General features: G+C 68.9%; 15 protein-coding genes. 5 read left to right on the top strand and 10 right to left on the bottom strand.

The window, feature by feature from the left end; genetic code table 11:
• Positions 1-37 precede the first annotated feature (37 nt).
• From hpf to FM069_RS03325, 4 genes are read left to right on the top strand one after another with little or no spacing between them, the layout of a single operon-like run.
• The gene (gene hpf / locus FM069_RS03340; protein ID WP_143486864.1) at positions 38-346 is read left to right on the top strand and encodes a ribosome hibernation-promoting factor, HPF/YfiA family; all 309 of its coding nucleotides are present in this window, start codon (positions 38-40) and stop codon (positions 344-346) included.
• Positions 347-362: 16 nt separating this feature from the next.
• Complete coding sequence (gene ptsN, locus FM069_RS03335) at positions 363-827, top strand: PTS IIA-like nitrogen regulatory protein PtsN (RefSeq protein WP_143486863.1); 465 nt, start codon at positions 363-365, stop codon at positions 825-827.
• Between the two features lie 2 nt (positions 828-829).
• On the top strand, positions 830-1,687 hold the full coding sequence (gene rapZ, locus FM069_RS03330; protein WP_143486862.1) for an RNase adapter RapZ: 858 nt from the start codon (positions 830-832) through the stop codon (positions 1,685-1,687).
• A 16-nt stretch (positions 1,688-1,703) separates the two neighbouring features.
• The gene (locus FM069_RS03325; RefSeq protein WP_143486861.1) at positions 1,704-1,976 is read left to right on the top strand and encodes an HPr family phosphocarrier protein; all 273 of its coding nucleotides are present in this window, start codon (positions 1,704-1,706) and stop codon (positions 1,974-1,976) included.
• Between the two features lie 9 nt (positions 1,977-1,985).
• Here FM069_RS03325 and FM069_RS03320 read toward each other — a convergent pair whose 3' ends face one another.
• The 6 genes from FM069_RS03320 to pmbA all read right to left on the bottom strand — a co-directional run bounded on the left by FM069_RS03320 (position 1,986) and on the right by pmbA (position 7,410).
• Positions 1,986-2,882, bottom strand: coding sequence for a ZIP family metal transporter (locus FM069_RS03320; protein WP_143486860.1), 897 nt, complete (start codon positions 2,880-2,882; stop codon positions 1,986-1,988).
• Positions 2,883-2,923: 41 nt separating this feature from the next.
• Complete coding sequence (locus tag FM069_RS03315) at positions 2,924-3,535, bottom strand: superoxide dismutase (protein WP_143486859.1); 612 nt, start codon at positions 3,533-3,535, stop codon at positions 2,924-2,926.
• Between the two features lie 9 nt (positions 3,536-3,544).
• Positions 3,545-3,985: a hypothetical protein gene (locus FM069_RS03310; RefSeq protein ID WP_143486858.1), complete on the bottom strand. Its 441-nt coding sequence runs from the start codon at positions 3,983-3,985 to the stop codon at positions 3,545-3,547.
• Positions 3,986-4,050: 65 nt separating this feature from the next.
• Complete coding sequence (locus FM069_RS03305; RefSeq protein WP_143486857.1) at positions 4,051-5,427, bottom strand: class II fumarate hydratase; 1,377 nt, start codon at positions 5,425-5,427, stop codon at positions 4,051-4,053.
• Entirely contained in the window at positions 5,424-5,795 is a 372-nt protein-coding gene (locus FM069_RS03300; RefSeq protein WP_143486856.1) for a FagA protein, read from the bottom strand. The genes FM069_RS03305 and FM069_RS03300 overlap by 4 nt, the downstream gene beginning before the upstream one ends.
• Before the next feature lie 271 nt (positions 5,796-6,066).
• Positions 6,067-7,410: a metalloprotease PmbA gene (gene pmbA, locus FM069_RS03295; protein ID WP_143486855.1), complete on the bottom strand. Its 1,344-nt coding sequence runs from the start codon at positions 7,408-7,410 to the stop codon at positions 6,067-6,069.
• A gap of 96 nt (positions 7,411-7,506) precedes the next feature.
• On the opposite strand from pmbA, the gene yjgA reads away from it, so the two are divergent.
• The gene (gene yjgA, locus FM069_RS03290) at positions 7,507-8,028 is read left to right on the top strand and encodes a ribosome biogenesis factor YjgA (protein WP_143486854.1); all 522 of its coding nucleotides are present in this window, start codon (positions 7,507-7,509) and stop codon (positions 8,026-8,028) included.
• A 21-nt stretch (positions 8,029-8,049) separates the two neighbouring features.
• Here the strand turns inward: yjgA and tldD are convergent, their stop codons facing one another.
• The 4 genes from tldD to rng form a co-directional block, all read right to left on the bottom strand.
• Positions 8,050-9,507 carry a metalloprotease TldD gene (gene tldD / locus FM069_RS03285; protein ID WP_143486853.1) on the bottom strand — a complete coding sequence of 486 codons (1,458 nt, stop codon included), beginning with the start codon at positions 9,505-9,507 and terminating at the stop codon, positions 8,050-8,052.
• Positions 9,504-10,367 (bottom strand): carbon-nitrogen hydrolase family protein, encoded by an 864-nt coding sequence (locus tag FM069_RS03280; RefSeq protein WP_143486852.1) that lies wholly within the window; start codon positions 10,365-10,367, stop codon positions 9,504-9,506. Before FM069_RS03280 ends, tldD begins: the two co-directional genes overlap by 4 nt.
• Before the next feature lie 71 nt (positions 10,368-10,438).
• Positions 10,439-14,305, bottom strand: coding sequence for a YhdP family protein (locus tag FM069_RS03275; protein WP_143486851.1), 3,867 nt, complete (start codon positions 14,303-14,305; stop codon positions 10,439-10,441).
• Positions 14,306-14,341: 36 nt separating this feature from the next.
• Positions 14,342-15,799, bottom strand: coding sequence for a ribonuclease G (gene rng, locus FM069_RS03270; protein WP_143486850.1), 1,458 nt, complete (start codon positions 15,797-15,799; stop codon positions 14,342-14,344).
• Positions 15,800-15,803 lie beyond the last annotated feature (4 nt).

Genomic DNA, 15,803 nt, shown 5'->3' with positions numbered 1-15,803 from the left:
CCTGTCTCTCTTACACGGGCAACAAGGAGAAAGCGGTATGCAAGTCAACATCAGTGGACACCAACTGGATGTGACCGACGCCCTGCGCGACTACGTCGTCGAAAAACTCGGCCGACTGGAGCGCCACTTCGACCGGATCACCAACGTTCAGGTGATCATGGAGGTCGAGAAGCTGAAACAGAAGATCGAAGCCACGCTCCACGTCGCCGGCGGCGAGGTGGTGGCCAATGCGGAGCACGAAGACATGTACGCCGCCATCGACCTGCTCACCGACAAGCTCGATCGACAGCTGATCAAGCACAAGGAGAAGCAGATTAACCGCCAGCAGGGCGCAACCGCCCGCTGATCACCCCCCTCCTTCTATGATCCGACTCGAGCAAATCCTGACCCCCGGCCGTTCCCTGGTGAACGTGCCGGGTGGCAGCAAGAAACGCGTCCTCGAACAGATCGCTCAGCTGATCGCTCGCGAGCTTCCCGACCTCGACGCCCAGACCCTCTTCGAGAATCTCATCGCCCGGGAGAAACTCGGCTCCACCGGTTTCGGTAACGGTATCGCCATTCCCCACTGCCGTCTCGCCGGGTGCGCTTCGCCCATCAGCGCCGTGCTGCGGCTCGAAGCGCCCGTGGATTTCGACGCCATCGACGGTGCGCCGGTTGACCTGCTGTTCGTGCTGCTGGTGCCTCAGGCTGCTACCGACGAGCACCTCGAGCTGCTCCGCCAGATCGCCAGCATGCTCGACCGTGGCGACGTTCGCGAGCGCCTGCGCCAGGCGCCGGACAACGACGCGTTGTACGCCGTCGTCGTGGACGCCCAGAACGGACGATAGCCATGCGCCTCATCATCGTCAGCGGACGCTCCGGCTCAGGTAAGAGCACCGCCCTCGATGTCCTGGAGGACAACGGCTTCTATTGCATCGACAACCTGCCGGCCGGGCTGCTGCCCCAGCTCGCCGAGCGCACCCTGCTGCACACCGAGCTGGCGCAGCCGCTGGTGGCGGTTTCCATCGACGCCCGCAACCTGCCCAGCCAACTGGAGCGTTTCCCGCAGATCCTGGCCGAGGTCCGCGCCCGTCATATCCAGTGCGACGTGCTCTACCTGGATGCGGACGAAGAGACCCTGCTCAAGCGTTTCTCGGAAACCCGCCGTCGCCATCCCCTCACCAACGAACACCGTTCCCTGGCGGAGGCGATCAAGGACGAGGCGGCCCTGCTGGGGCTGATCGCCGATCTCGCCGACCTGAAGATCGACACCGCCCGGCTCAACCTTCACCAGTTGCGGGATATCCTCAAGCAGCGCCTGCTGGAACAGCCGGAGCCGGGTACCGCCTTCCTGATCCAGTCCTTCGGTTTCAAGCGCGGCATTCCGGTGGATGCCGATACGGTGTTCGACGTGCGCTGCCTGCCGAACCCATACTGGAAACCGGACCTGCGCGAGCATTCGGGACGTACCGCGCCGGTGATCGCCTACCTCGCGGCGCAGCCCGAGGTGGAAGAGATGTACCAGGACATCCTCGGCTACCTGAACAAGTGGCTACCGCGCTTCGCCGCCAGCAACCGCGCCTATGTCACCATCGCCATCGGCTGCACCGGCGGCCATCATCGCTCGGTCTACCTCGCCGAGCGGCTGGGCGAGGCCTTGAAACCCCATTTGAAGAATGTCCAGGTTCGCCACCGCGACCTCGTCTAAAAGGAATGAAGCCGCGATGCCCGCCTGCGAAATCCTCATCATCAACAAACTCGGCCTGCATGCACGCGCCGCAGCCAAGTTCGTAGGCGTCGCCGGTCGCTTTCCGTGCCAGGTCAGGGTCGGGCGCTCGGTGGACTCCCTGGTGGACGGCAAGAGCATCATGGCGGTGATGATGCTGGCCGCGGGCAAGGGCACCTCGTTGCAGCTGCAAGCCGAGGGCGACCAGGCGGACGACGCCCTGGCCGCCCTGGTCGAGCTGATCAACAACCGCTTCGACGAAGGCGAGTGAGGCCCCGCCTCAACCCAACGCGGTATCCATCACCATCATCAGGCAGAACCCCGCTGCCAGCCCCAGGCTGGCCTCGGTGGCGTGGCCCTTGGCATGGGACTCCGGAATGATCTCGTGGGTGACGGCGAAGAGCATGGCCCCCGCCGCCAGCGACAGCCCCCAGGGCAGCACGGTGGCGGACACACCCACCAGCCAGGCGCAGACCACCGCGGCCACCGGCTCCACCAGCCCCGACGCAGCGCCGATCAGCAAGGCCTTGCCCCGGGACATACCCGCCCCCACCAGCACCAGCGAGATGATCAGGCCTTCCGGCAAATCCTGCAGGGCAATGCCCAGGGCCAGGCTGTCCGAGCCGGGCAGCCCGGCACCCGCCGAGACCCCCACGGCCATGCCTTCCGGGATGTTGTGCAGAACGATTGCCACCACGAACAGCAGGATACGCGGCGCCAGGGTCTGACGGTCGCTCCCCTCCCCCACTACCAGCGGCTGCTGGGGCAACAGCCGGCCCAGGCCGAACAGGATGGTAGCCCCCAGCAGCAGCCCGAAGCTGGCCAGGAAGCCCGCGCCCCAGGCGGAAAAACCCAGGTCCTTGGCCGAATTCAGGGCTGGCATCAGCAGCGAGAAGACGGTGGCCGCCAGCATCACGCCGCCCCCGAAGCCCAGCAGCATGTCGCTCAGCCGCTGGGACAGCCCCCGCAGGAACAGCACTGGCACTGCGCCCAGCGCGGTGCCCAGCGCACACAGCACGCCGCCCCGTAGGGCATGCCAGATGGGCGCCTCGACCATGGGCAGCACTGCGGCACGGTTCTGCATCAGCAACCAGGCCAGGGCGGACAGCACCACGCACAGGCCGATCGCGTAGCGACCGGCACGCTGCCCGGACACGCTGAAGGGAAATGTATTCATGAGAATCCTGACAGCGCTGGCCGGAGCTTGGTTCGGCGAGCTCATGCCACCGCGTCGCGGTAGCGTCGCTCCACTTCGGCCCAGTCGATGACGTTGTAGAACGCCGCGATGTATTCCGGCCGGCGGTTCTGGTAGCGCAGGTAGTAGGCGTGTTCCCAGACATCCAGCCCGAGGATCGGCGTGTTGCCGTGCATCAGCGGGCTGTCCTGGTTACCGCTGCTTTCCACCACCAGGGTCTTCTGCGGCGTCACGCTGAGCCAGGCCCAGCCACTGCCGAAGCGGGTCAACGCGGCCTTGGTAAACGCATCCTTGAACGCCTCGAACCCGCCCAGTTCGGTCTCGATGGCGCTCGCCACCTGGCCCTGGGGCTGGCCGCCGCCCTGGGGCGACATGACGCGCCAGAACAGCGAGTGGTTGGCATGGCCGCCGCCATTGTTGACCACTGCACCGCGCACGCCGTCGGGCAGCTCCGCCAGCCGCGTCAGCAGCTCCTCCACCGGACGTTCGGCCAGGGGATTCCCGTCCAGCGCGGCATTCAGGTTGTTGACGTAGGTCTGGTGGTGCTTGGTGTAGTGGATTTCCATGGTCTGCGCATCGATGTGCGGCTCCAGGGCGTTGTAGGCGTAGGGCAACTCGGGCAGGACGTAAGGCATGGTGACTCCTCAGTGATAGCGGCGGGAGGTGGCGGGCGCGGTGCGCGGCGAGCCGGGAACCGGTTGCCCCAGCAGCCGCTCGGTACGGGGATAGGCGCCGTGCTCGCCGATGAACTGCAGCAATTCCAGGTAGGTGGTGCGGCTGTGCCGCAGGGCCGCGTCGCGCAGCGCCTGGGGCAGGGTCTCGTCGGCGACGCTCTGCAACAGTCGCTCGTGGCTGGCGCAGAGGTACTCGGCAGTTTCTTCCGGCTGGCCGAGGCACAGGTGCAGGTCGGCCAGGTTGTGGTGGGACACGACGAACGCGGCGACCGCAGCGTCGGCGTCCGCCCAGCGCTGGTAGAGCACCTGGGCGAGCGCCAGGGCCTGGAGGTAATGCTCCCGGGCCTCGACCCAGTTGCCCGCGGCGAAACAGTGGTTGCCTGCTTCGATGGTGCGTTTCCAGTGTTCCATGGCCAGCTCCGGGTTGAGGGGGAATGGGACGCCGGCCCCCGGGCCGGCGCGTGGAACGGCCGGTGCTACAGGCCGCCGGCAGTCAGTACCTCGGGGTCCAGCAGGCGTTCCAGCGTCGCGCGATCCAGGTCGGTGCGCTCCACCGCCACGTCGAGGATCGGCCGGCCTTCGCGGTAGGCCTGCTTGGCGATTTCCGCGGCCTTGAGGTAGCCGATGATGGGGTTGAGCGCGGTGACCAGGATCGGGTTGCGGTCCAGCGCTTCGCGCAGCTTCGGCGCGTTCACCCGAAAGCCGGCGATGGCGCGATCGGCCAGCAGGCGGCTGGCGCGGGTCAGCAGGCCGATGCTGCCCAGCAGGTTGTGGGCGATCACCGGCAGCATCACGTTCAGCTCGAAGTTGCCGGACTGGCCGGCGATGGCGATGGCCGCGTCGTTGCCGATCACCTGGGCCGCCACCATGGCGGTGGCTTCGGGAATCACCGGGTTGACCTTGCCGGGCATGATGGACGAGCCGGGCTGCAGCGCCTCCAGTTCGATCTCGGCGAGGCCGGCCAGCGGGCCGGAGTTCATCCAGCGCAGGTCGTTGGCGATCTTCATCAGCGAGACGGCCACCGTCTTCAACTGGCCGGAGACCGCCACCGCGGTGTCCTGGGAACCGATCAGGGCGAAGAAGTTGTTGCCCGGGGTGAACGGCTGCCCGGTCAGGGCCCCCAGCTCGGCGCAGAACCGCTCGGCGAAGCGCGGATGGGCATTGATGCCGGTCCCCACCGCGGTGCCGCCCTGGGCCAGGGCGCGCAGGCTGGGCAGCAGGGCGCGCAGGTGCTCGATATTGGCCTGGATCTGCTGGGCCCAGCCGTCCAGCACCTGGCTCATGCGCACCGGCATGGCGTCCATCAGGTGGGTACGCCCGGTCTTCACGTAGGGCTGCACTTCCAGGGATTTGTCGCAGAGCACCGTCAGCAGGTGGCCGAGGGCGGGCAGCAGGCGCTCGTTGAGTTCGATGGCGGCGCTGGCATGGATGGTGGTGGGGATGATGTCGTTGCTGCTCTGGCCACAGTTCACGTGGTCGTTGGGGTTCACCGGTTCGCCCAGCTGGCGGCTGGCCAGGGTGGCGATGACCTCATTGGCGTTCATGTTGGAACTGGTGCCGGAGCCGGTCTGGAACACATCCACCGGGAAGTGCGCCATGAACGGTTCCGCCAGCAGTTGCTGGCACGCGGCGACGATGGCATCGCCGATGGCCGGGGCGATCTGTTCCAGCTCGACGTTGGCGCGGGCCGCCGCGGCCTTGGCCAGGATCAGGGTGCGGATGAAGGACTCCGGCATGGACTGGCCGCTGATGGGGAAGTTGTTCACCGCGCGCTGGGTCTGGGCGCCGTACAGGGCGTCCTGCGGCACGGCCAGCTCGCCCATGCTGTCGCGTTCGATACGGGTCGAAGTCATGAGAGGTTCCTTTCGCTGTAGATGAGAGACGGCGCCAGCACCGTCATGGCCAGCTGCCGGTTGAGCTGGCTCAAGCGCAGCCGCCGCCCGGCGTCGGTGGCCAGGCGCTGCAGGGCGTCGAGGGGGCGGTAGGCGTGGTCCAGGCACAGGCAGCGCCAATGCCAAGGCAAGGCGGTGTCGGTAGCAGTGTCCAGAAACAGGCGGAAGGCGCCCTCGCCGGCCCGCCAGTCGTCCAGCAACCCGCAATGCACCATGGCATCGCTTTCGCTGATGAAACGGCGGATTAACCGCGGTTCGTCTGCCGCCAGCGCGCAACGAATGCGGGCTTTCATCCAGTACCAGTGATCGAGGGAGGGCAGCTTGCGCATGAGAGGGCACCATCCTGCAGTGATACTGATAATTATTCTTAATCGGTAATGATAATCAAGAATTTATTTCGTGTGCAGGCGTTCGCGCCAGGGCAGCCTAGCCCGAGGACAATTCATACCGATGGAAAGAGGCACAGGCGCCTGAAGACACACCTGTCATGACTGCGAGTGGATGAGGTTACCGAGGCGCTCAGGCCAGACGCCCGCACCTACCGGGGATGGAGGGGGATGCGCTGGCACCCTGCCCCGGGCGCCAGCGATTGATCGCGGCTCAGCGGCCGGCGACGGTCATGCGCTCGATGAGGATCGAACCGGTGCGGATGTTGCTGCGCCACTCCACGTCGCTGCCGATGGCGACGATCTGCCTGAACATGTCCCTCAGATTGCCGGCGATGGTCACTTCCTGAACCGGGAACTGGATCTCGCCGTTTTCCACCCAGTAGCCGCCCGCGCCCCGTGAGTAATCACCGGTCACCAGGTTGAGGCCGTGCCCCATCAGTTCGGTGACCAGCAGGCCGCGGCCCATGCGCTTCACCAGTGCGTCGAGGTCGTCATCACCATGGCTCACGTGCAGGTTGTGCACGCCGCCGGAGTTGGCGGTGCTGGGCATGCCCAGCTTGCGGCCCGAATAGGTGCCCAGTACGTAGGACACCAGCTCGCCGTCCTTGACGAACGGCTTGGCGTAGGTGGCCAGCCCGTCGGCGTCGAACGCGGCGCTGCCGAGGGCGCGGGGGATGTGGGGGCGCTCGTCGAGGGTCAGCCAGGACGGGAACAGCTGCTGCCCGAGGGTGCCTTCGAGGAACGAGGTCTTGCGGTACAGGCTGCCGCCGGAGACCGCCGAAAGGAAATGGCCGATCAGGCCGGTGGCCAGTTCCGGGCAGAACAGCACCGGCACCTCGCAGGTGGGAACCGGTCGCGCGCCCAGGCGCCGAACGCTGCGCTCGGCGGCGTGCCGGCCGATGTGGGCGGGATCGGCCAGGGCCTCGCCCTGGCGGTTGATGTCGTACCAGTAATCGCGCTGCATCTGCCCGTCCTGCTCGGCGATCATCACGCAGCTCAGGCTGTGACGGGTGCTGGCATAGCCCCCGACGAAACCGTGACTGTTGCCGTATACGCGGCAGCCCTGATGGGTGCTCAGGCTGGTGCCATCGGCCTTGAGCCGGGCATCGGTATCGAGGGCGGCCGCCTCGCAGGCCAGGGCCAGCTCGATGGCCCGCTCCGGGGTGATCGCCCAGGGGTGGTACAGGTCCAGCTCCGGCAGGTCGCGGGCCATCAACGACGGCTCGGCCAGGCCGGCGGACTCATCCTCGGACGCGTGCTGGGCGATCGCCAGGGCGGCGGCCACGGTTTCCCGGATCGCCGCGTCGCCGGACGCCGACGTACTGGCCGAGCCCTTGCGTTGGCCGAGGTAGAGGGTGATGCCGAAGCCCTGGTCGCGGTTGAATTCGACCGTCTCCACTTCGCGCTGGCGCACCGAGGTGGACAGCCCCTGCTCCAGGGACACCGCCACTTCGCAGGCACTGGCGCCTTGCCGGGCCGCCTCGGCGATGATCCGCTCCACCTGCTCCTGCAAGTCCGGCAAGGCCTGGGGCCCGATATTCTCGACTGAACTCATGTGAACTCCCGTTTGCGGCCGCGGGCGGCGGGGCGCTCGCCCCTGCGGTCCACGACCTGCTGCTATCATGGCGACGTTTTCCTTTGGACCGTCCCCATGTCTGATTACCTCGACGACGACTTCTCCGGCGAGAAGAGCAAATCCCAGGTCAAGCGTGAGCTGCATGCCCTGCAGGAACTGGGCGAACGCCTGACGACCCTCAAGCCCGACCTGCTGGCGCGCCTGCCTCTGAGCGACGCCCTGCGCCGGGCCCTGGAGGACGCGCCGAAACACAAGGCCCACATCGCTCGCAAGCGCCACATCCAGTACATCGGCAAGCTGATGCGCGACCAGGACATCGAGGCGATCCTCGCCCTGGTAGACCAGTTGGACGCCTCCACCCGCCAGTACAACGAGCGCTTCCACGCCCTGGAGCGCTGGCGCGACCGGCTGCTGGAAGGCAGCGACGCGGCCCTGGATGCGTTCTTCACCGAGTACCCCGAGTCGGACCGCCAGCACCTGCGCCAGCTGACCCGCCAGGCCCAGCACGAGGCCGCCCAGGACAAGCCCCCTGCCGCCGCCCGCAAGCTGTTCAAGTACCTGCGGGAACTGGACGAGGCCAAGCGCGGCCTGCGCTGACCCCTCGCCGGGCACCGTGCCTCAGGTGCCCGTTCCGCCGACGGTGATGGCGTCGATCTTCAGGGTCGGCTGACCCACGCCCACCGGCACCGATTGCCCATCCTTGCCACAGGTTCCCACGCCGCTGTCCAGGGCCAGATCGTTGCCCACCATGGACACCTGGCTCATGGCCTCCGGCCCGTTGCCGATCAGGGTCGCGCCCTTCACCGGAGCGGTGATCCGCCCGTCCTCGATCAGGTAAGCCTCGCTGGTGGAAAAGACGAACTTGCCACTGGTGATGTCCACCTGGCCGCCACCCAGGTTGGCGCAGTAGATGCCCCGCTTTACCGAGGCGATGATTTCCTCCGGTTCGCTCTGCCCGGCCAGCATGTAGGTGTTGGTCATCCGCGGCATGGGCAGGTGGGCGTAGGATTCGCGACGGCCATTGCCGGTCCGGGCCGCGCCCATCAGGCGCGCATTGAGTTTGTCCTGCATGTAGCCCTTGAGCACGCCGTTCTCGATCAGCGTGGTGCACTGGGTCGGTGTGCCCTCGTCGTCCATGCTCAGGGAGCCGCGGCGCCCCGGCAGGGTGCCGTCGTCGACGATGGTGCAGAGGCTGGACGCCACCTTGTCGCCGACCCGGCCGCTGTAGGCGGAGCTGCCCTTGCGGTTGAAGTCGCCTTCCAGGCCGTGCCCCACCGCCTCGTGCAGCAGCACCCCGGACCAGCCGGCGCCCATCACCACCGGCAGGGTGCCGGCCGGTGCGGGAACCGCCTCCAGGTTGACCAGCGCCTGGCGCAAGGCCTCGCGGGCGTAGCTCATGGCCCGCTCCTCGCCGTTGGCGTCCTGCTCCAGGAAATAGCGGTAGTCGGTGCGGGCGCCGCCGCCGTGGCCACCGCGCTCGCGGCGACCGTTCTGCTCGACGATCACGCTGACGTTGAAGCGCACCAGCGGCCGGATGTCCGCCCCCAGGCCGCCATCCGCGGCGGCCACCAGGATGCGCTCCCAGACGCCGGAGAGGCTGACCGTGACCTGCTTGATGCGCGGGTCGAGGGCGCGGGTGGCGACGTCGATGCGCTTGAGCAGTTCGACCTTCTCCGCGCGCGCCAGCACGTCCAGGGGGTTGTCCGGCGCATACAGCGGGGTGAAGCCCGGGCGGGCGAACGCCCGGACCGTGCCGCTCTGCCCGGTGCGGGCGATGGAGCGCGCGGCCCGCGCCGCCTGGCTCAGGGCCTCGGCGGTGATGGCGTTGCTGTAGGCGAACCCGGTCTTTTCACCGGACTGCGCCCGCACGCCGACCCCCTGGTCCAGGTTGAAGCTGCCGTCCTTGACGATGCCGTCCTCCAGCACCCAGGTCTCGGATATCTGGCTCTGGAAATACAGGTCGGCGGCGTCGATGCCCGGCCCGGCCAGATCGCCGAGGAACGCCGGCAGCGCCTCGATACTCAATTCGCCCGGGGCCAGCAGATGCTCGCCGACGGTTAACAACAGATCGCTCATGAATCCGGGTCCCGTTTCGTTGCCATCGGCCGGGGATCGGCCGATGCGGTGAATCTTCGATGGCCGGCGACCGGCATGCGCTGCCGGATCGCCGCTTGCTCGGCGGCGTCCACGCGAGCCAGCAGGACCGCCTCGCCCTGGGCCTGCTCGGCGAGCACCCGGCCCCAGGGATCGACGATCGCCGAGTGGCCGAAAGTCTCGCGGCCGCCGGGGTGAAGCCCGCCCTGCCCCGCGGCCAGCAGGTAGCACTGGGTCTCGATGGCCCGCGCCCGCACCAGCACCTGCCAGTGCGCCGCGCCGGTGACGGCGGTGAAGGCCGAGGGCGCCGTGATCAGCTCGGCGCCGGCTTCGCGCAGCGCGGTGTACAACTCCGGGAAGCGCAAGTCGTAACAGACCGTCAGTCCCAGCCGCCCCACTGGCGTGTCCGCCACCACCACGCGATTTCCGAAAGCATAGTCGTCCGACTCGCGATAGCGCCCGCGGCTGTCGGCGACGTCCACGTCGAACAGGTGCAGCTTGTCGTAGCGCGCCACCCGCTCGCCCCGGTCGTCCACCAGCAGGGAGCAAGCGTGGGCGCGGGCCTCCGGTTGCCCGTCCGGCGGCAGCGGCAACGTGCCGGCCACGATCCATAACCTGAGGTCGCGGGCGCGCTGTTTCAACCAGGGCAGGATCGGTCCCTCGCCCCGGGCCTCGGCGCGGCCCAGGTCGGCGAGGTCGCGCCGGCCCATGGCGGCGAAGTTTTCCGGCAGCACCGCCAGGCGCGCGCCCTCGGCGGCCGCGCGCTCCAGCAATTGGCCGGCGCGGGCGAGATTGGCAGTCACGTCGTCCTGGCTGACCATCTGGATCACGGCGATATTCATGGAGGCGCTCCGACGAGGGCCGCGCGGCGCCGGGAGAACCGGTACCCGCGCGGCGGGGATACCGAAGCCGCTCAGCGGCCCCGGTCGAAGGGTTTGATCAGCTGGATTTCCGGGCTCTGCCAGGGCCCTTCCACACGGTACTGCACACTGGCGAAACGGGCCACCTTGTCGCCCAGCAGCTTGTCCACCACGAACAACGCCCCGCCGATGGCAGGGGCGCCGACGATCAACGCAGCGATGGGCAGGTTGTTGGTGATAGGCAGGCTCACCCGCAGCTTGGCGTCGATCCGGTCGTTGGCCAGGTCCAGGGTGCCGTCCATTTCCAGCCCGCTGGAGGGGCCTTCCAGGACGATGGGCGAGCGGGTCACGTAGACCCCCTCGCTGCCCACCAGCAAGCCCTTGACCCGGTCGTAGGCCAGGCCCCGGTTCAGCAGGTCGGAGAAGTCCAGTCGCAGGCGGCGGCCGATGGAGTTGAAATTGAGCAGGCCGAACACCCGCAGGGCCTGGGCGCCGCCCTCTACCTCGACGAAGCGGCCGTTGTGCAGGGTGGCGTCCAGGGAGCCGGAGAAACGCTTCAGACTCACCCAGGCCGGCGAGCCGGGCCAGCGGCCGTCCACGTCCAGGCGGAAGCGCTCGCTGGTGGCCGAGGGCGCGAATTTCCAGGCCAGCAGCACGTCGGCCAGGTTCTTGCCGTCCAGCCGCCCCTGATACCAGGACGCGGTGGCGCCGGGGCTGCCCTCCCAGCCGGCACTGCCGGTCAGGTGCATGCCTTTGAGCAGCAGGTCGATGTCGCTGAACAGCGCGCCCTTGGCGATGGGCCGCGACTTGAATGCCCAGGCGCCCAGGGATTCGTCGCCCAGGGCCACCTCGGCGATGCGCACGTTCAGCGGTGGCAGGTCGTGGGGATCGACGTGCTGCAGCGGGTCGGGGGTGGCGTCTGCCGCGGCGTCGTCGCTGGGGGGCTTGGGCAGGCGCAGGTGCTGCAGGTCCACGTCGATGGGCGTGCTGCGGGCGTCGGGCAACTGGATACGGCCCTGCAGGAAGGCGCTGTCCACCCCCAGGCGCCAGCCCGCCTGGGCGCGGGTGAGGTCGATGCCGAGGTTGTCCAGGTCCTGGCCGAAGCCCTTGAAATGGGCGATCTGCACCTGCACGCCGGCCAGGGGCTGGCCATCGCTGGCGAGGCCGCTGCCGCCGGTGTCGCCGCCGGCGGCAGCACCCAGGTAGCGCTGGCGCGCCGCCTGCCAGGCGTCCAGGTCGAATTCACTGAGGGGGCCGCGCAGCCAGATACCGCGCCCGTCCGCCGGCAGCCGGGCGGGCTCGCCCCCCAGGCGCAGCTCGCCGCGGGCGCCGTCGAGGCGATCGGGCGGCGCCGCCAGGGCCAGGCTGGCGAGGCCCTGGTAGTCCAGGCCGTAACGCCGCTCGGGGCCGTCCAGGGTCATCCGCCATTGGCTGGGTCGGCGTTCGTCGGTGGGCTTGCCGAAGGGCGCTGGCAGGTCGATGGCGATGCCATGGAGATCCGAGTCCACCTGCAAGGCATTGCTGCCGGTGGCGCCCAGCACCAGGTCGAGGCGATAGGGCAACAGGCCGGACGCCGGCAGCGGCCGCGCCGGGTCGACGCCGAGCCAGGCGGTGAGGGTCGGCAGCGGCACCGTGCCCTCCGCCAGCACCCGGGTCTTGGCCTGGCCGTCGCGGCCCTCGGCCAGGGCCTTGCCGCGCACGTCGCGGCCGAACACCTTGGCGCGGATATCCGGGGCACTCAGGCCGCTGGCCAGGTCGTAGCGGAAGGCCCCCTTGATCTGCTTGAGCTCCAGGTCCGGCGTGCTGAGGGCGAGGCGGGCGTTCTGCGCCTTGAAGTCCACCACCACGCCCGGTGGCGGGCCGGCGCCGAGGGGAATGTCCAGGCGCAGGCGGCCGTCCAGGGCGCCGTCCCCCTGCCAGCCACCGAACGTCTCGGCGAGGCCCAGGGGCGCTTCCCGGAGGATCTTCAGGCCGTCGCCGACGCTGCTGTCCAGGCCGGCGTCCAGCAGCAGGTGGGGCGTCGCGCCGGCGCCCGCCAGGGGCACGTCGGCGCGGCCGTCCCGCACGCGGCTGTCCAGGATACGCCCCTCCGGTACCCGCACCCGCACGCCGCTGTCCTCGACGAACACGTCGCCCCGGGCCTCGCGCAGCGCGGGCCAGCCCGGCTGGTAGGCCAGTTCGGCGTCGTGCACCTTGAAGAACAGGCTGATGGAGCGGGCCGTTTCCGGCGCGCCCTTGTTCAGCGAGCCCTGGTACTGGAAGAACCCCTGGTCCACCGTCCCGCCCTTGATGGCGCCCTTCAGCCAGTCGGCCAGGGCCGGACTGAGGGCGCCGGACACGGTGGGCAGGTACTTCTCGGTGTAGCGCGCATCGCCGTCCCGCAGGCCGACCCGCAGGTCCATGTAGTCTTCGGCGGCTGGGTCGAACATCAGCCGGATCAGGAAGTCGCCGGCCACCTTGCCCTCGTCGCCCACCACTTGCAGGTAGGGGCTGACAAGGGTGAAGGCCTGCTCGTCGAGGCGCCAGGTCAGACGCGCGTGGGCCTCGCGGTAGCGCCACAGGGCGGGGAACAGCTCGCTCAGGTGCAGGCCGAAGTCCTGGCTGTCCAGGCGCAGTTCGCCGCGGCCCAGGTCGCCGGTGATGCTGCCACTGACGTTTTCCGCCGCCGGGGCGCCGTGGTAGGCGGCGAAGCCGACCCGCTCCAGGTTGGCGGAGAACGCCAGGCGCTGATCGCCGTCCCGTTGCGGCCGGTATTTCAGGTCGAGGTTGCGCAGGCCGCCCCGGGGCGACAGCGCTGACAGGGCCTGGGCGGCGGCGTCCGGCAGGGGTGCCAGGGCCAGCACCAGGGGCAACAGGGGTTGCAGGTCCAGGCGGTCGGCGCTGACCTGCCATTCGCCCTGTACCTCGGGCGTCTCTCGCTGTTCCCGCAGGGCGACCCGCACCGGTCCCCAGCGGGTGTCGCCGAGGCTGGCGGCGAGGGAATCCAGCAGTAACTGGTAGCCGTCCGGGGCCCGCTCCAGGTAGGCGGTCACCGCCACGTCCTGCAGCGCCTGCAACGGCCGGCCGGCCTTGGCGCCGCGCAGGTCCGGCGCATGCAGGCGCGCCACCGCCCGCTGCACCTCGCCGGCCTTCCAGTCGAGCCAGAACTCGCCGCCCGCCTGCAGCCGCTCCACCTGCCAGTCGCGACTCAGACGCGCCGGTAGCCAGCGCGCCCAGTCGCTCTGGGGCAGGCTCAGGTAGAAGGCGGCCTCGCTGTCGCTCCAGGCCGAGGGATCGAGCTTGGCCTGCAGGCTGAACGCCAGGGGCTGACCATCGGGCAGGGTCAGGCGGCCATCGAGGCGCTGGCGGGCGCTGCCCCCGTGGAGGGTCAGGTCGACGTAGGTCAGGGTAGCGAGCTCGCGGTCGTGGGGCAGCAGGGTCACCTGGCTGTCCAGCAGCGATGCCCGCTCCACGCTGCGCAGGGCCTGCAGCACCCGGGCCGGGTCCGGAGGCGGCTGGTCGTCGTGGAGCGGCAGGCCTTCCAGGGTCCAGCGGCCGTCGGCGCTTTCCCGCAGCCGCAGGCGCAGCCCCTCCAGCTCCAGGGAGGCGATGCGCGGCTCCCACGCCAGCAGGCTGTCCCACAGCGCCGGCACCAGGCGTACCCGCTCCAGGCGCACGCTGTCCTCGCCCTCCCCCACCTGCACGTCGTGGGCAATCAGCAGGGGGGACAGGCCGCTCCAGCGTCCTTCCAACTCACCCAGGGCGACCGGCTGGTCCAGGGCATCGCGGGCGGCCTGCTGCAGGTCGTCGCGGTAGCCGGCCACCAGGGGCACCAGCTCGCGGCCGAGGCTGACATAGAGCGCCAGCAGGATCAGCGCCAGAGCCGCCAGCTCGACGCTCAGGCGCACCCCGCCCAGGGCCAGGCGGCCGGCGCGGGTCATGGGCTCTTGTCCGGGCGGAAGACCGCCTGGCGGGCCTCAGAGCAGGACGACGTCATACTGCTCCTGGGAATACATGCCCTCCACCTGGAACTTGATGGTCCTGCCGATGAACGCCTCCAGATCGGCGACGTTCCCCGACTCTTCGTCCAGCAGGCGATCAATGACCTTCTGGTTCGCCAGTACCATGTAGCCCACCGCCTGGTAGGCCCGGGCCTCCCGCAGGATTTCCCGGAAGATCTCGTAGCAGACGGTCTCCGCGGTCTTCAGCATGCCGCGCCCCTGGCAGCTCGGACAGGGCTCGCAGAGGTTCTGCATGAGGCTCTCGCGGGTGCGCTTGCGGGTCATCTGCACCAGGCCCAGCTCGGTGATGCCGATGATGTTGGTCTTGGCGTGGTCGCGCTCCAGCTGCTTCTCCAGGGTGCGCAGCACCTGGCGCTGGTGCTCCTCGTCCTCCATGTCGATGAAGTCGATGATGATGATCCCGCCCAGGTTGCGCAGGCGCAGCTGGCGGGCGATGGCGGTGGCCGCCTCCAGGTTGGTCTTGAAGATGGTCTCTTCCAGGTTGCGGTGGCCGACGAAGGCGCCGGTGTTGACGTCGACGGTGGTCATCGCCTCGGTGGGGTCGATGATCAGGTAGCCACCGGACTTGAGCAGCACCTTGCGCTCCAGGGCCTTCTGGATCTCGTCCTCGACGCCATAGAGGTCGAAGATCGGCCGCTCGCCGGGGTAGTGTTCGAGGCGGTCGGCCACTTCCGGCATCAGCTCGTCGACGAACTGCCCGACCTTCTGGAAGGTTTCCCGGGAATCGATGCGGATTTTCTCGATCCGCGAGTGCACCAGGTCGCGCAGGGTGCGCAGGGCCAGCACCAGGTCCTCGTAGATCACCGAGGGCGCCCCGGCGGTCTGCATCTGCGCGGCGATCTGGTCCCACAGGCGGCGCAGGTAGCGGATGTCGGCGAGGATGTCCTCGGACCGGGCGCCATCGGCGGCGGTGCGCAGGATGAAGCCGCCGGCCTCCTCGATGCCCTCGGCGCCGATGCAGTCGGCCACCACCTGCTTGAGGCGCTCGCGCTCGGCCTCGTCCTCGATCTTCAGGGAAATCCCCACGTGGCTGGTGCGCGGCATGTACACCAGGTAGCGGGAGGGAATCGACAGCTGGGTGGTCAGCCGCGCGCCCTTGCTGCCGATGGGGTCCTTGGTCACCTGCACCACCAGGGCCTGCCCTTCGTGCACCAGGGCGCTGATGCTCTCCACGGCGCTGCCTTCGCGGCTAGAAATCTCCGAGGCGTGAATGAACGCCGCCCGCTCCAGGCCGATGTCGACGAACGCCGCCTGCATCCCCGGCAGCACCCGCACCACCTTGCCCTTGTAGATGTTGCCGACGATGCCGCGGCGCTGGGTACGCTCGACGTGCACCTCCTGCAGGACACCGTTTTCCACCACCGCCACACGGGACTCCATCGGCGTGATGTTGATCAGGATTTCTTCGCTCATGGGG

The organism is Pseudomonas mangiferae (genome assembly GCF_007109405.1).
Classification (GTDB): Bacteria; Pseudomonadota; Gammaproteobacteria; order Pseudomonadales; family Pseudomonadaceae; genus Pseudomonas_T; species Pseudomonas_T mangiferae.
Note: the sequence above shows the minus strand (reverse complement) of the source record. Positions and strands in the feature narration are given on the sequence as shown.

Coding starts and splice junctions, on each gene's coding strand:
- hpf (WP_143486864.1), top strand. CDS start 38: ATGCAAGTCAACATCAGTGGACACCAACTGGATGTGACCGACGCCCTG.
- ptsN (WP_143486863.1), top strand. CDS start 363: ATGATCCGACTCGAGCAAATCCTGACCCCCGGCCGTTCCCTGGTGAAC.
- rapZ (WP_143486862.1), top strand. CDS start 830: ATGCGCCTCATCATCGTCAGCGGACGCTCCGGCTCAGGTAAGAGCACC.
- FM069_RS03325 (WP_143486861.1), top strand. CDS start 1,704: ATGCCCGCCTGCGAAATCCTCATCATCAACAAACTCGGCCTGCATGCA.
- FM069_RS03320 (WP_143486860.1), bottom strand. CDS start 2,882: ATGAATACATTTCCCTTCAGCGTGTCCGGGCAGCGTGCCGGTCGCTAC.
- FM069_RS03315 (WP_143486859.1), bottom strand. CDS start 3,535: ATGCCTTACGTCCTGCCCGAGTTGCCCTACGCCTACAACGCCCTGGAG.
- FM069_RS03310 (WP_143486858.1), bottom strand. CDS start 3,985: ATGGAACACTGGAAACGCACCATCGAAGCAGGCAACCACTGTTTCGCC.
- FM069_RS03305 (WP_143486857.1), bottom strand. CDS start 5,427: ATGACTTCGACCCGTATCGAACGCGACAGCATGGGCGAGCTGGCCGTG.
- FM069_RS03300 (WP_143486856.1), bottom strand. CDS start 5,795: ATGCGCAAGCTGCCCTCCCTCGATCACTGGTACTGGATGAAAGCCCGC.
- pmbA (WP_143486855.1), bottom strand. CDS start 7,410: ATGAGTTCAGTCGAGAATATCGGGCCCCAGGCCTTGCCGGACTTGCAG.
- yjgA (WP_143486854.1), top strand. CDS start 7,507: ATGTCTGATTACCTCGACGACGACTTCTCCGGCGAGAAGAGCAAATCC.
- tldD (WP_143486853.1), bottom strand. CDS start 9,507: ATGAGCGATCTGTTGTTAACCGTCGGCGAGCATCTGCTGGCCCCGGGC.
- FM069_RS03280 (WP_143486852.1), bottom strand. CDS start 10,367: ATGAATATCGCCGTGATCCAGATGGTCAGCCAGGACGACGTGACTGCC.
- FM069_RS03275 (WP_143486851.1), bottom strand. CDS start 14,305: ATGACCCGCGCCGGCCGCCTGGCCCTGGGCGGGGTGCGCCTGAGCGTC.
- rng (WP_143486850.1), bottom strand. CDS start 15,799: ATGAGCGAAGAAATCCTGATCAACATCACGCCGATGGAGTCCCGTGTG.